This is a genomic window from Pseudobacteriovorax antillogorgiicola (genome assembly GCF_900177345.1).
Lineage (GTDB): Bacteria > Bdellovibrionota_B > Oligoflexia > Oligoflexales > Oligoflexaceae > Pseudobacteriovorax > Pseudobacteriovorax antillogorgiicola.
In genome coordinates this window covers 280,736-296,168 of record NZ_FWZT01000003.1, presented here as the reverse complement: position 1 = coordinate 296,168, position 15,433 = coordinate 280,736, and the positions used below count along the sequence as shown (strand labels likewise).

At 46.6% G+C, this 15,433-nt stretch carries 12 protein-coding genes; 9 read left to right on the top strand and 3 right to left on the bottom strand.

The features are described 5' to 3' along the window. Window positions 1-195: 195 nt before the first annotated feature. Entirely contained in the window at window positions 196-1,494 is a 1,299-nt protein-coding gene (locus tag B9N89_RS05680) for a hypothetical protein (RefSeq protein WP_132315957.1), read from the top strand. A 9-nt stretch (window positions 1,495-1,503) separates the two neighbouring features. Further along, window positions 1,504-2,169 (top strand): hypothetical protein, encoded by a 666-nt coding sequence (locus B9N89_RS05675; RefSeq protein WP_132315959.1) that lies wholly within the window; start codon window positions 1,504-1,506, stop codon window positions 2,167-2,169. Between the two features lie 162 nt (window positions 2,170-2,331). Here the strand turns inward: B9N89_RS05675 and B9N89_RS05670 are convergent, their stop codons facing one another. Both B9N89_RS05670 and B9N89_RS05665 read right to left on the bottom strand, forming a co-directional pair. Then, window positions 2,332-4,251 carry a TRAP transporter permease gene (locus tag B9N89_RS05670; RefSeq protein WP_132315961.1) on the bottom strand — a complete coding sequence of 640 codons (1,920 nt, stop codon included), beginning with the start codon at window positions 4,249-4,251 and terminating at the stop codon, window positions 2,332-2,334. Continuing rightward, window positions 4,248-5,213, bottom strand: coding sequence for a TAXI family TRAP transporter solute-binding subunit (locus B9N89_RS05665; protein ID WP_132315963.1), 966 nt, complete (start codon window positions 5,211-5,213; stop codon window positions 4,248-4,250). Before B9N89_RS05665 ends, B9N89_RS05670 begins: the two co-directional genes overlap by 4 nt. A 163-nt stretch (window positions 5,214-5,376) precedes the next feature. Between B9N89_RS05665 and B9N89_RS05660 the strand changes: the two genes are divergently transcribed. After that, a complete protein-coding gene (locus B9N89_RS05660) occupies window positions 5,377-6,765 on the top strand; it encodes a sensor histidine kinase (protein WP_132315965.1) in 1,389 nt (462 codons plus the stop codon). Between the two features lie 149 nt (window positions 6,766-6,914). Here the strand turns inward: B9N89_RS05660 and B9N89_RS05655 are convergent, their stop codons facing one another. Then, complete coding sequence (locus B9N89_RS05655; protein WP_132315967.1) at window positions 6,915-9,332, bottom strand: fatty acid cis/trans isomerase; 2,418 nt, start codon at window positions 9,330-9,332, stop codon at window positions 6,915-6,917. A 263-nt stretch (window positions 9,333-9,595) separates the two neighbouring features. Here B9N89_RS05655 and B9N89_RS05650 point away from each other — a divergent pair, with 263 nt between their 5' ends. From B9N89_RS05650 to B9N89_RS05625, 6 genes are all read left to right on the top strand, one after another. Continuing rightward, window positions 9,596-9,880, top strand: coding sequence for a hypothetical protein (locus B9N89_RS05650; RefSeq protein WP_132315969.1), 285 nt, complete (start codon window positions 9,596-9,598; stop codon window positions 9,878-9,880). 219 nt (window positions 9,881-10,099) lie between these two features. Continuing rightward, window positions 10,100-10,681: a hypothetical protein gene (locus tag B9N89_RS05645; protein ID WP_132315971.1), complete on the top strand. Its 582-nt coding sequence runs from the start codon at window positions 10,100-10,102 to the stop codon at window positions 10,679-10,681. Window positions 10,682-10,683: 2 nt separating this feature from the next. Next, the gene (locus tag B9N89_RS05640) at window positions 10,684-11,802 is read left to right on the top strand and encodes a lytic transglycosylase domain-containing protein (RefSeq protein ID WP_132315973.1); all 1,119 of its coding nucleotides are present in this window, start codon (window positions 10,684-10,686) and stop codon (window positions 11,800-11,802) included. 138 nt (window positions 11,803-11,940) lie between these two features. Then, window positions 11,941-12,552: a GNAT family N-acyltransferase gene (locus B9N89_RS05635; protein ID WP_132315975.1), complete on the top strand. Its 612-nt coding sequence runs from the start codon at window positions 11,941-11,943 to the stop codon at window positions 12,550-12,552. Between the two features lie 448 nt (window positions 12,553-13,000). Beyond that, window positions 13,001-13,966 (top strand): hypothetical protein, encoded by a 966-nt coding sequence (locus B9N89_RS05630; RefSeq protein WP_132315977.1) that lies wholly within the window; start codon window positions 13,001-13,003, stop codon window positions 13,964-13,966. Between the two features lie 370 nt (window positions 13,967-14,336). Continuing rightward, on the top strand, window positions 14,337-15,389 hold the full coding sequence (locus tag B9N89_RS05625; protein WP_159455169.1) for a DM9 repeat-containing protein: 1,053 nt from the start codon (window positions 14,337-14,339) through the stop codon (window positions 15,387-15,389). Window positions 15,390-15,433: the final 44 nt, after the last annotated feature.

The window sequence follows — 15,433 nt, the reverse complement described above, 5'->3', positions numbered from 1 at the left end:
TATTTTTTTTGCTAAAAAACGCAATAATTCGTTGTCATCGCAAATCTTCTTACTTATATCTAGTCGTTCTTAGGAACGTGATAGTTGCTTGCAGTGTTTGTAATCTTTGTGGCTTCGCATGATATGAGTTTCGGTTGAAGTTAAAACTAGACAATTCATTGCAGCAAAAAAATTTTGAGTAACAAGGAGCTGTGTATGTTTAGAAAAGCCTTGATTGTCTCTCTTGCAGGGGTATTGCCTATCGCCTGTCAAAACGATGATTCTGGTGATCATGGTCCAGCGAAAAATCGTGAAGCTGTTTCGGTGCCAGGTGCTGCCTTGGTGAGTACAACCTATGAGACGAATACCTACGATGAGTCTGTCGCTAATCCGATCAGTTTTTCATTGCCTCTTGGTGGAGTTCTTCTAGGCGATCCAGACGTTATCAAAGCAGACTTGAAGAAGATGATCGCTTTTCAGAAGAAAGTAGAATCTGATGGCGAGACGGAAGAGGTGAAGTATAAGACCTTAAGCGATGACTTATTTGAAGTTTCGCTGGATAAGGAAGTTCTTCTAATAAAAATCGCTCGTCAGGATCTGGACTGGAGTGCTGGTGACTATCGTCTAGTGCTAAATGGCACAAAGCTAGGAAGCAAACACTACTATCCGGCGTCTAGTGAAGGTCAAACAGTCGAGTTTAAGGTTGAGGCTTTAGATCGGTATATGCTGAACCTTGAGCCAGTCTCCGAAGAAGTTGCACTGAGCGTCAAGGATGCCATTCTCCTTACAAAAGCAGAGCGCGAGAAGGCCGATGAGGCCCACGAGATCTATGCTGAAGATATGGAAACCAAGAAGACGATCGAGATTCTTGCAAATAAACTTCAGACCAACCAGACTAAGTTAGATGCAGAAGACGATAAGAAGAAAAAGGAAAAGCTTGAGAAGGAGAAGAAAACACTTCTTAGTGAGCTTGCCAACGCTGTCAACCGAGTTTCCAATCTGGCTACCTGTGGTGAAAAAAAGTGTGCTGATCGCAAAAGCGTAGGTTCTGAAGACAAGGATCTACTAACCAAGGCTTTAGAAGCCTTAACTCAAGTGAGAACACTTCTTCGTGAGCAAGAGAAACTGGCTTATCACACAATCAGCTATAAGTTAGCTGACGTTGCACTGGAAGATCAGGATCAAGGACTTCCTCTTCTCAAGTTGGAGGACGGCAAAACTCTCGACTACGAGATCGTCTACATGATTCTCGATAAAATGGCGATGAAGTACCCAAAAGGGGACAAGAGCCTCGTTGTCAATCGCGCGAATATTCTTCCGGACTTCGATCGTGAGACTGGCGACATCCTATTCCACATCAAGAAAACTTGGGCTCATAAGCAATATGAGGCCAACAAAGGTGAAGTCCTTGGCTCAGTACAGGTTAATCTTGATGAGGCATCGAATCTGCTTGATCTCGATCTTGGATTTTCTGTTGGTGAAAACGACACCGTTCTGATTAAAGTTGAAAAATAGGAGATAGCCATGAAATATACATCATTCGCTTTGCTAGGCGTGTTACTAGCTGGTCCCGCACTTGCTGATTTTTCGGTAGACATGGAAGCCGGACGCCGGGAGTCCAGCTTTGATACTGGCAAAGTAAGTGCTAAAAACTATAGCAACGAAGCTCGCTTGAGCCTTGGCTATCAGCTTGAGGGCCTTACTGGACTCCCGCTAACTACAGGTCTATCGTTTAGCACTGCAAAGTACGATAATTTCACAGGTGCCAGCGATCTTACCACTGATGCTGTACATAATAGTGTTTCCTTAGACTTCGGTCTCATCGGTAGCCATGAGAGCCTGCTAACACCGTTTGCTAAGCTTCGCTACACCCTATACTCTAAGGGTGAAAGAGAGTTTGACGGAATCGAAACAGCAACTGGCTATGATGCTCGTGGCACGGAAACGTTTCGTGAGCGGGGTGTGGATGTGAGCGTCGGTACCTATTTCCCATTGATGAGCTTCGTCAAAGGAATGGTGGCGGTTGATATCGGATCGAAAATGCTAGAGATCCGAGAGTCAAAAGTCGACGAATACCAAATCAACCTAGCTGGTGGTCCCGATCGCCTTCAGAGTCTAGGCAAAACTAAAGACAACTCAATCGGGTACAACTCGGTTTCTGTCCTTCTTGGGCTTAGTGCTCAACTTTGATCATTGAGGATGAGGCTAAGACAATCTTAGCCTCATCGTTGCTTGCTAGTGTCAAGTCGATTTGGAGCCTAGGCGTTGTTGACTTTGTCACTCATGCGTTACTGTACCCAGCAGGTACTGTCTCCTCGCTCGCTTCTAGTCGCCTAGCCGAATTCAAATCGACTAGGCACTAGTTATGGCGCTGTGATGTTTGCTCGCGAAGACCAAGCACACGGCAATTCCTATGCTTAAGATACTCCCCCAGAAAAAGAGAGCTGTTGCTCCAAGCATAAAGCTCCGCCCCAAGGGACTCAAGGGTTCTATTAAATATCCCTGAACAAAAGAAGAGAAGCACACTGTTCCCGCAATAGCTCCAAGATATACCAAAGCGATGTTAGGCCAGTCTCCAGACAGTAAAATCTCCGGGTGGAATGCAAATAGGATGGGCATGATATAGAGCATTTTTGCATATCGAAATGCTGTCCAACCTGTTTTCCAAGGATCCGATTTAGCAATGGCGGCACCAGCATAGGCTGCAACGCATACTGGAGGCGTGATATTTGAATCTTGGCTTAGCCAGTAAACGATCATATGAGCAGCAATGGCTGAAACCCCGAGCTCGGTGAAGGCGGGTACTACCAAAACTGCGCTTACAAGATAGGATGCCGTTACCGGCATTCCCATACCGAGTACCAGGGACGAAATAGCAACTAGGATCAAGGTCACCAGAAGTTGGCCATAGCGATTGATTTCCGTTGCCGGAATATCAACCAAGCCTGGGATAAATTGTGATAGTTCGATGCCTTTAGCCACGCTTAGGATCATCTCTGAAATTTGCAGACCAATCCCGGTAAGATCGACAACTCCGACCACCACTCCAATCACCCCGACAGTTGCACCAATAACTAGAGTCGCTTTTGCCCCGTCGATCATGGCTGAAAGTATCTGAGGGATCTTCATCGGCTCTTTACCGATGATCCAACTGACCAGAATGCAAGCCCCGATGCCTAAGACGGCTGAGTAGCCAGCTGACCGACCTAGGATCATACTAATCACAATGACGAGCAAGGGCAGCCCATGCCAGGCGCCTTCTTTTAAAACAACTCTAGTATCAGGTAGCTCTGATGGCGAAAGTCCGGTAACCCCAGATCGTTTGGCTTCAAAATGAATCATAAAGAAAACACCAAGAAAATAAAGGAGGGCGGGGAGGATAGCAATCACCATGATATCAGAGTAACTTCGTTCCACTAGCTCAGCCATAATGAAACCTCCTGCCCCCATTATGGGAGGAAGAAACATACCACCGATCGATGCTGCTGGCTCGATGGCTCCAGCGACTTCAGGCTTAAACCCTGACTTCTTCATCAATGGGATGGTGAACGAGCCGGTAGAAACTGTGTTGGCGATCGCACTTCCTGATATAGAACCGAATAAACCGGATGCAATCACAGAGACTTTTCCGGGACCACCTGCCTTATGACCAGCTAGGGCCAGGGGGAGGTCTATAAAAAATTTAGCGCCTCCCGACTTTTCTAGAAAAGCCCCAAAGAAAATGAAGAGAATCACATAGGTGGCGAGTACATTTGCCATGATACCGAATACACCGCCTGTGGATACAAAGAGGTAATTAGCTATCTCCTCAATTTCGAAGCCTCCATGTTGGATCATCTCTGGCATCCACGGGCCAGCATAGGCAAAGCCAAGCATAAGCAGAGCTATTAGGACGAAACTGAAGCCAAGAACTCGCCGTGAGGCTTCCAGAGCCACGACAATGCCGATACAGGAAACCATAAAGTCCGTGGAGTTTTCAGCACCAGCGCGGAGGTTCAGCGCTTCGTATTGAGTCATCCAGTAGCTCACAGTGCCTGTAGCCGCGACGATCAAGATTACGTCGATAGGCTTCCCAACCCAAGTTCCGAGCTTGCTTGGATAGCTCAGAAAAATCATAACGAGGCTGATTCCCACATAGATACCACGATGATATTGGGGGCCAAGGGGAGCAAACGCTGCGGTATAGACGTAAAAGCTAACCATAGCTACGGAGAGCAAGGCCAAGAGGGTTTGCCTTGGGCCATCGCTCCAAAGCTGCCTAAAGGCTGTCATAGCTGTTCCTTAGTAAGCTCTTGCCCCATCTCCTGCCAAAACTTTTTCGCCCCAGGGTGAAGTGGGACCTTCAGCCCTTGGATTCCTGTGCTTGGCGACATGTATCGCGAAGAAGGAATCACAGACTGCAAATAGGCGAGGCCATCCTTCGAGTAAACTTCTTTGAGAGTCTTATACACATAGGAGTCATCTGTTTTTCGGCCCGCGACCCAGACTGTTGAATCAGCAAAAACCCTCACATCATGGTCTACGCCTTCATAGGTTTTTGCCTTGATAGTAATAGCCTGATAGAAGGGGTATGCTGCCAGGAAGCCTTTTTTGTCGGCTTCTGCTTGCAGATCTAAAAGCCGCACCGACTTCGTTGCTGCCAATTCTATAATGGCACGGGTTGGGAAACCAGAAACCACCCACATGGCATCAAGGTGTCCGTCCTTCATGGCACTCGCGGCCTTGCTGTAACCTAGAAACTGCCGGTCAATGGAATCCCAAAGACCTACGGACCGAAAAAATCGCTCTGCGGTCGCTGCGGCACCTGAGCCTGGGCCTCCTATGCCAATTCGCTTGCCTTTGAGGTCAGCAAGAGACCTAATATCACTTTTTTTTAGGACTACCAGCTGAGCTGCAGAGCGATAGAGAACAGCCATGGCCAGAACATCCTGATAGCTTTTATTGTCTCCTGATAACTTGCCTTGTCTCCCTAAAAAGAGATCCCCTGAATGAACCACACCAAAGTCCACCCGGCCTCGGTTGATCTTACGCAGGTTCTCCGTGGAGCCTGCGGAGGCTTGGTTGGAAACTCGCACCCCGGGTAGTTTCTCTGAGAGCCGGACAGACAGACTGTTGGAAAATAGTTGGAATGTTCCCCCAGTGGGGCCTCCGGTGAATTTTAGGAATTTGGTTTTTGCAGCTAGTTCTAAACTGCAAACAAGACTCATGCAGAATATAAGAGAGTTGAATTTCATCGCGAACCCCGAACAGTCAAAAAATTGAGTTGATTCAGTTATTAGCGACTTGATTCGATCTCTTCAATGCTTATTTGTCTGGCTTAATTCGCGAATCCTCTGTGGAAGGGCCATCATCGGTTCAGATAACGGTTGAGATACCGATGATGGCGGTGGAGGGAACATGCCACTTCGCACTGCAAAAATTCCGATATACCTAACCCTTGTATCTCTTTGTACAACTATCATGTGCATATTCTTTCTAGTGAATCGCTCAGCCTGGGACGCTCATACGAGAGATGCTATCGGGAAGATGACAGAGATCGAAAAGCTGGTGATCGATTTGGAAACTGGGCTACGTGGATACTTACTAACTGGAAAGATAGAGTTTTTGGATCCCTATTTTGCTGCGAAGGTAGTACTGTCTAATAGACTATCAGAACTTCATGACTTCGTTAGCGACAATCAGCCACAGCAAGCAGTGATCTCTCGCATAAATGTACTTATTGATAGCTGGTTCAAAAATGTAGCAGAACCTAAAATAAGGTTTCGGCGGAATGCAGGGGAAAGCTCTCAAATTCCCCCAGAGATCACTCAGATGCTAATTTCAAAGATTGGCAAGAAAACTGTCGATAAAATCAGATTAGAAACAGCTTTCTTCAAGGATCAGGAGCGCCTACTTTTAGTGGAAAGAAAAAGGGCCAAAGATCTAGCTGTGGTCTCTTTAACCCTATCGACAGTGCTCGTTTCGATTTCAGCCATATTTGTCTTGGTTATTAACAGGAGAAAAGAAGTCGAGTGGGCTCGTTCAATTTTAAAGAAGCATCGGGAATTGGAACAAGCAAATTTAGAGGTCAATGCTGCGCTACAAGCAAGGTCGGACTTCATCACGATCATGAGTCATGAATTCAGAACACCCTTGACTACAATTATCGGATATGGGGAGTTGATCACTGAAAACACCAAAGAAAACGATTTTCATATGCTAGCTTCGGACATGGAAGCTATTCTAGATTCAAGTCGCTATCTGCTCGCGATGGTGGAAGACATTCTGGATTATGCACAGATCTCTCACAATGAATACTCCATTGACAAGAAAAATATCAATGTCGATGAGTTCTTCAAAGGTATTTCTAGCACTTGCAAAATGGTGTCTCAAAAGTATGGCAATGAATTTACCTTCGTCAATGATTTAAATCTCTCACAGCTGTTTATAGATCCCATTCGTATAAGGCAGATTATTATAAATATTGTCAATAACGCCAACAGATTCACTGAAAACGGGAAGATCAAGGTAAGCCTGAGTCACCAACGAAACCGATTTGAAATTCTCATATCCGACACGGGCTGTGGAATTGATAGGAATGACCAAGCCAGAATTTTTGAGCCCTTTGTCCAGATCAACCGCGATGATAGCTTGCGTGGCACTGGCTTGGGCTTGACTCTTTGCAAAAAGCTCGCTGAAGCCATGGGCGGCAACATTCGAATTTTAAGTGAAAAGGGTAGGGGATCGACGTTTGTGATATCGTTTCCCCTTGAACTTGTGACAAGTCATAAAAATATGGCAGCGTAACGACTTCAAGGAGGTTGGAGCCAAAACAGACACAATGCCTAGCCTCGGCATTGTTGACTTTGTCTGTCGCTCGTCACCGTATCCAGCACGTACTGCCTCCTCGCTCGCTCCTTGTCACCTAGCTGAGAGTTCAACTTGACTAGGCTAGTTTATTTGTCAGTGGGGCGAATCGATGAATCCAAAGTATTTGATGCACTTTTGATAGAACCTAATTGCTTAGGAACCTTGTATATATTTTCATACTTGCTCAAATCTAAACGGCCATAAACAAGAGGAAACTTGGACTTGAGTGAATGGTGGATGCGGTCAAAGATGACCCAAAAATTTGGGGTGTCCCGAGTTAGCCAGTACTTGCCAAGGATGTTGTAGACGTCTAGTTTTTCCGTGGCCGTTCTCAGCTCCATCACCATGTTTGTAAATGTCTTAGGACTGCCGTGAAAGATCAAATTAGGATAGCTGCCCACCCAGTCTTTCGTCACGATAACCCGGTCGTATTCTGGTTGTCGTCGCTCCTTCTCGTTGAACATGAACGCCATGTTGCTGTGAGAGCTAAGTTTATTGGCAAATAGAATCGTGTCCTTGCCAGACTCGTTATATAGAGAAATCAGCATAGCTTCGGGGAGATGCTGAGCAAAGCCTTGCTGATGGCTTGTAAATGCCTGCATGGCGGTCTCTAGTTCGTTTCGGGGAGTTTTCTTTCTAGCATTCAAAACGCAGCAATGAAATGGATCTTCCTTTGGCGCAACCGCAGAAAGTCTAGATTGCAGAATTTTACTCCAGCTAACTTCAACTATCTTGCGAGGATGGGCTGTCGCGGTAGGCTCTAGCAGCGATTGATAACGGTACGATGCACTGTGCAAAGGATGATCTTCTTGGATAGTTTCCCATGCATCCTTGCCTTCGTACCAATGAGCTCTGACCTTTTCCCTTACAGATTCTGGTAGAAGGTACAGAAAGTTATTTTCCGATTCGACTCTTAAGTTATCCATATAGAGACGGGTCGCGGACTGGTGAAAAACGTTGTCGAACACGTTAAAGCCTGCGACGAGTAGATAGTACATTCTTTCAAAGATCGGATAATCCATGACCCACACAGTTCTTGGGCTACCCCCCCAAGCGCCACGTAGAACACTTGAATTATCGAAATGTCTAAAAACTGTTAGAAGAGCGTCGCGATCGAAGCCATCGCCATCCCACAAGCTATTGGGGGTCAGGGCTAGATGCTTTTTTCGAAACTGATCGGCTCTAAATTTTGCATATTTCCGTTGTTTTTCATTATAGGCAGCGTAGTAGGATTCGAATGGGGAGGACTGCCCGCTGGCGGGCAAAGACAAGTATGAATTAGCAGAGATAAGGAAGTTGGGGTCTTGGATGGATATGTCGCTGTCAGGGTCGACGAAAGCGATCATAAAATGATCTCGGATCACGTTTACAGCCACCTGCCCCTCGCAAACTGGGCCACGAATGTAGCTCTGTGTGAAGTACAAAGCATTTCTGAGTAGGAATCGATAGCGGCCTTCTAAAGGCATATCTTTGAAGGTAAGAAGTGGGTTGGCGGCCTTGTCAGGCTCGTAGGAGGGGAAGGACTTGGGTTCGAATACCCAATTACCGTGGAGCAGGTGGCGATTGTAGAAAGATTTGTTCTCTTCACTTAGCTCGAAAACGATATGATTCTTATGCATAATTTCCCCGCGGACGGGGCGAAATCGATAGTAGAGACGCTCGACTTTGGGATCGTCGAAGGGGCGGACGGACGCAATTTCTTTGATCTCCTGAGGCCAAGGTGTGCTTGATCGTACGATCCTGAAGAATTTATCGTCGTGGTTTTCAAAGTGAATATGAGCCAGAAACCAGTGCTCATACAAATACCGACTCACGATTCGTTGCTTGATTGCAACACCACCCAGCCAGGCTTCCCAGTCTCGGATGGTCTTTTGTAATTTTTGATCCATTCCCTGAATTAAGGTTTGATCTGCGTGGCTCTCTCCTGGAAATCCAGCATTGGCCCAGCTAGTCAAGGCTGATTGCTCTGCTGTTGTCAGTGCTGGAAAGCCAAAAGGCATCCCCCGTTTGACGTGGTCCTTGGCAAATGCCGACCAGGCGTCTTGCTTCGGGCATTGCAGGTTGTTTTTAGCGTCGAATTGATAGTTGCGGTAGTTCAAACCGCGGGATCTTCCCAGTTCTGTTGATTGCGTCAGTAAACTGGAAGTCTTGAGCTTGGGGTTCACTATGGGAAAAAAATTATGTTTTTTCTGCCATTCCTCGGGGGTGTCGGCATCGATGAAGAGTCGCGTAGGGTCTTGTGGGGTCAATCGCATGCCATCGTAAATCGGATCTGCTAGGCCGCCGCGCATGATGCCTTCGTAGCTATTGAGATTGATTTGGCAAGGTGATCCGTAACAGCTATGGCAAGCGATACAACGTTGGTTCAAAACCTTTTGAGCCTTGGGGTAAAGTTGAGATGTAACTTCGCTCGCCTGTGCCAAAGTTCCCCAAAGGATAAGAAACATCATGTTCGATGCGTAAGAAATCCAAACGCTGGGCTTCAATCTTTTCTTGACGGTCATTCTCTAGCCTTCCGTATCATCTAAATCCAAAACTCACAGCTCCGTTAATGCAAAGGCCAAGCCAGGATTAATTGCAGTTAGAGGAGCGGCAAGATCGTGCCAATCAAAGGCGAGAGGCAAGTTTGGGGAAGGTTGCAAGCTACACGTGGTGTATGAAATTTGAGTCAGTCAGGGAGCAGCTGAGCTATTGTCTCGTTTGGCAAGCTTCAGATTGCAGCCATTGGCCACCTATAAAAGCGACCGAAATAGAGGATAGGGAGAGGATGAACAAGCAGAAACCTATCGCTTTTGACTTGGTTATATTGGCTATCTTTATGGCTACGACGCTACCAAATACAAGAGCAGCAGCTCCAGCACTTACTAAGTCGAATGTGCATGATGTCATGTCTTGGGTATCTTTCCTTCAATACGTGATCACGCTGAGCGCTAGAGCTAGTCACGAAGGAGCCATATTCTACGGCACCCGAATCTTTGACAGTGCGCTTAAATTCAGTGTCTTGAAAATTATGACATACTTCTACTGCGCCATACTAGCAATTAACTTATGAATTTCTCATACAAGGTGACGCAATGTGCGACCTGCCCAGAGCGTCAGTATTTGGAGAACCTTTAAGGGTTCCCTAAATGAGAAATAGCCTTATTTGGAAAGATGTTCGCCAGTGATTGAAATCTAAGGTAGAACTTGCGAAGGGGGTTAGAATCGTTCATTCTGGGCCTAGACGTTTGTAATACGTCGTACTGTCTTCGCCAATGTTAGGGAGTTAACTGTGAAGGAACCACGAGTCGGGCTTGATGAGGATTTGGTACCCAAATTCGAAGCCACTGAGCAAAAGAAAAGCGAACCGAGCAATACGGTTGTGATCAAAGAAAAGCGTTCACCACTATGGCTTTTCGTTGTGGTTTTCAGTTTGCCGCTGCCCTTTATAGGTCTATTTGCCGGCTACTACTACGGCGATAAGTTCGGTCGTGAACACGCTCAGTTTAACAACCCAGTTTTGAGAGAACATTATATCGGGCAGTGTTTGAACTATATCGAGCGGGATTTCAAAAAAATGGTCCGAACGTCTTTGGAAACAGTGCAGCGGCCTAGTGCCCCTGGAGCAGCGGTAACGGCTTCTGATCCCCAAGTGACTTTATTATTAAGTGAGATCAAGCAGCAGCTCCAAGACTTAGATCAAAGATTGGACAATATGCCTTCCCAGGCTGTGAAGACCAGCGGTGGGGAGAAAAAGCTGATGCGAGATATGGCCCGCATGATCAAGCTCATGGAACAGAATCGCATTGAGTTAGTGTCTGATCGCTGTCCGTCTAGCTCGGCTATGCCTAAGCAACTTTCACAGCGAAATTAACGATGAAGTATCTTGTTGGGGCCTTAAGCCTTCTTTACTCAGCACTAGCTTGCAGCTTTCCATCAGCTCCCGTGATCGACCGTCAGGTTTGGTTCTGGGAGCAGGTCTTTAAAGACTATCGAAGCCACCAAGTTTTGATTCACGATGCCGATCGACCCCATCTTATTGTAGACGTGATCGATTTGCCAAAGCGAGAACTCAGTCGTAAAGAAGAGCGGGAATTGGTGAAAGGCTATCTGGAACGCTACGAGACCGGAGTCAAGCGGTTCGGTGATCTGGGGCAAAGAGCTTATCTGATGGGGGCCATCGAAAAACGCTTGCTTCAGGTCTACAAGCAGCGACCGGAAGCCCTGAAAGCCCTCATGAAGGGTAATGTCAATCTTCGAAGCCAAAAGGGTTTGGCGGATAAGTTTAAGATCGCTATGAAGCGCTCGCAGACTCTATTACCCCATATGGAGCGAATCTTTAAAAAGCATGGCCTTCCGAGCGATCTCACGCGCATCGCATTTGTGGAATCGATGTTCAACACCAAGGCTATTTCAAAAGTGGGGGCATCGGGGCTCTGGCAGTTTATGCCAGCTACTGGCCGACGCTTTTTGATTATCAATGGTCATATCGATGAAAGAAACTCGCCTCTCAAGGCCACTCGGGCTGCGGCGAGGCTGTTGCGGACCAACTACAAGAAGCTTGGTAATTGGCCCCTTGCGATTACAGCCTATAATCACGGCGCTGCTGGTATGAACCGGGGAGCGCGAAGGTTAAAGACCAAGCGACTCTCTAAGATGATCACTCATTACTCTTCTCCTAGCTTCGGATTTGCTAGCAAGAACTTCTATGCCGAATTTTTAGCAGCCCGCAAGGTTTATAGTAGCCACATGCGTAAGATGAAGCTAAGGCCCAAGCCATTGCCGGTGCAAATGGTTAAGCTAAGGAAAAAGGTACCATTAGATTCACTGATTCGTAATACACCCCTCAGCACTAAGATGATTCGCCAGTACAATCCCTGTATCAAGCCACACGCTTTCCGCCGTAGCAAGCGCGCTTACCTGCCCAGAAACTACGAATTGTACGTGCCCAGGAAACTAGCCATGCGAGTCAATCGTTCATTGGAGCGTCTCTAGGAGCCTCGCGTGCTATTCTGGTAAAGCTGAGAACCGGCTGGTTTTCGCTAAAAAAATGAATCATTCTAGTAGTCTTGGAAAAAAATCTAATCTCCAGTTCCTGAGCTGACGAATCCAAGGGTATTTGGAGGGGGATTGATGCATCTCAAGGGACGGCCGCTAGCGGGGCAAGAGATTTTAGAAGCTCAGCATCTTCTCTATCAGGTCTATTGCGAGCAACTTCAATGGCTTCCGCCAGAAGGAAATAAATCGGCTTGGCATCTTGCGAAAAACCCCTTCGGATCGTCTTTGGCAGATGATTTTGATATGGTCGCTCATTGGTTTGGGGTACGGGATGGCGACCAGCTTGTTGCTGTGGCTAGAGCTATCAAGCCAGTTGATAACCAGTTGGAAGTGGAACGCTACCATAGCATCCCGGGCTTCCTAAGAAAGAGCCCGTCTAAAAATATCGAACTAAATCGCTTTGCCATTGATGAACGTTACCAGGACTCTCAGGCTATTGTGTGGCTGGCGTTGCTATGTTTTGAGTTTATCTCTCGCCAATCAGCGAGCTACGTTATGATTGCACCTACCGTTCCTTCACCAGCGGATTTACTGGCAAGTTTAGGCTTCCAAGAACCAGATGCAGCTTCGAGATTTCGCTACCATCCTGGTGATCAGGATGAGGTTGCCTTGATGTACCTTGATGCTAGTAATGCAGTTTTGATCGAGGCAATGATAGCTAAGTGCCGCGGCCTTTTGAATTTGTAAGATATTGTCTGTTGTCTCTTCATAAGAGTAGCTTCGGCAAGGTCAAAGCCATGGGCTTGCCTTAAGACACTAGCGGACCCTAGGCAATCATGATTAACTCAATAGTTTCAAATTGTAGCCTAGTAGTCTGCCGTACAACTAGCCTATAGTGAGGCGTTTGCACCGTCAAGCTCCATAGATTTCATAAGCTTATGAATCGGTCAGGGAAACAAAGGGCAATTGCAAGCAGAAGTCTTGGATATTTCTTAGTGTCCCCAGACAAGCATTGCCATTCATATCGTTTAGCAACGTTAGGAAAAAAATTCAAAAAGTGTAGTCATTGCGAGCCGGCTCTAAACAGAGCGATGAGCTTCCTCTCGCCTATGTCTATAATGGTAAGGCCTTCAGAAAATTGGCAACGCCTTTGCATCGCTTATTCAAGCGAGAGATGCTTCTGAAGGAGACCCACATGCTGAAATCGATTTTCATACCTCTTATGCTTCTACTCTGGTCTTGCCGACCCGATGCCCCTCTGAGACCATCCTATTTGGAACAGCCGCAGCAATCGTCGTTTAGCCAGGATTCAAATAAGGATACGGATCCTGCTCGGCAAGGCGATCGTGTAACCTGGACCGATGAATTTAGAAACAACGATCCTATTGATGAAAGTCGTCACGGCGAAGGTGATGGCAGTGCTGATTTTGCCACGGAAGACGATATGAGTAACTCCGATCAAGGCGGCCCCGATCAAGGCGGCTCCGATCAAGGAAGCGATGATGATCGAGTCGATGATTCTGATAGCAATCAAGGTGGTGGAAGCCTTGAACCTATGGAGCCCACAAATCCAAGTGCAAAGCTAGCTGATTGCAACAATGCAGAAGTGCCGAGTAATGGTTTTGCCATCTATTGGGGTGAATCGTTTCAAAGTCATACTGAGAAACTGGTTCAATTGCAGAATGGTTGGAAAATCGATGATGTTTGGGGGAACGGAAAAATCTTCCGTTCAAACGATAGTGGCCAACCATCTATTATCTTTGGTAACGAGGTGCGCTACCACGGCTTTAAATTCACACCTCCAAATGCCTCTGGTAGCTCAGATCGTCGACGGTTTACCTTTAAAAGAGCGGAAGTTTATGCGTATCACCAAGGGACTTCAAGTAATGCCCAATGGGGGCTGCGTGTGATCAAGCCTGGCGAGTTCGAAGAGGCAGGAGGGGCTCCGACCACCACTTGGCTTTCTCACTCACCTCAAGGCAATAATACCCGCTTCGGACTTTCTGGTTCTTGTTCTAAAATTTCTATGGATATGCCTCAGAAGTTCTTCAACGAGAACGGTGAAGCCAATCGCTTGATCTGGGAAATGCAAGATAATTGGAATCCCAACGATCGCGTGGTGATCAGGGGGATCGTGCTCGTCGACTTCACATGGCTTTGACAGAGCCTAGGCTTCCAAATCAGGCTTGACCATCTCCAGGGCGGGCCTTTCTTCTTTTCTCCAAAAGCGGTTTGCAAAGGTTCTTCTTCTTGATCCAACTACCTTAATATAAATAGTAGCTTATAGAATACTTGCGGAAAAAGGTGCAAATCCGAAGGCCTCATTCTTACCGAATTGAAAGCAATTCTACGCTAAGTCTTGGAATTCAATGAATAAAATCATTTTTATGTGAGGTTGAGGGACTGCCTTCGATGGGGCCTACGCAGAGCTTAGCGAGCTAAGTTGCCGGAACTAGAAGAAAACATTTTGGAACATCAATTGCAATCCTTTAGGCAGAAGTCACAATAATGAGGCGTGAACGGAGATGCAAATGAAAAAGTTAACTTGGCTGTGGCTCGTGGGCTTTCAATGGATGATAGGTTGCAATAGCAATGATTTGGTCGATGCCATTCAAACCAAAACACCAGCTCAACAGGACTCAGCAGAGAGCCTTGTCGGTGATGATGATGATGAGTCGATAGCTTACCCGGTAAATATCAGCGGTGCCTACCTATACTGTCAGATCGAGCAAGAAGCTGACGAGGTCAGCAATGGCTTGGTGGGTTGTGCCCTTCAAGACATCGAAAGCAACAGAAAGATTAATTATGGGGAGAAAGAGTCTCTTTTTTCTTGGGATGTAAAGGTTAATGATAGCCGGATTTCGATCGAAACGACAAGGCAGGTGAGCAACGCTAGATGGCATGTTCGCCATACAGTTGTGGGTAACGACGTGAATGTTGTTAATAACTCTCTTCGATCGATGATATTTACAGTTCAGGTGCCAGGGCAGCAAGAGATCGAAACGAATGTTAATGAAGCCAATGATAACATTGAACTCGGTAGTATTATGTTTACCCCTCAGCCTTTCCTACATTGGCAAGAGAATTCAGGAGCACCAATGCCAACAAACGCCTTAACGGCAGGAACTGAGCAAGGGCGACAAGTAGAGCTTGCTATATGCCGGTCTTATCACAGTGACGGAATTTTCCCGGGGAAGCTGCGCACTCACTATGTGGACAATAATTATTCAGTTTGCTTTACAGCAGTCAATGGGGTGAGCCACCAGTCTATCGACGATAGTTTACAGGTCGCCCATAAGCATGAAGTATTGGTTGTTGATGCCGGTGACAACTTTCAGTGGGTCGCGGTGAACAACGGTGTCATCCCAGAACAAGCGGTTGTTACCGGTCGCCTTGCTGATGGTGCGGCATTGTACAGTTGCAGGGACTTAGAAGGTGGGCAGCCATCAGATCCTACGCGCCCGGCAAACGATCCTAATGGTGAGTATACACCAGGCTATGTTTCAGTAGACGGTGGACAGTGTATCTATGAATTTTATGGAATGAAGCAGTCTGATAATTTTGAAGTGCTAGTGAAGCTGTAGAAAATTTACGACACCTTGTTGCTGCATTTGGAGAGGAGTATAGA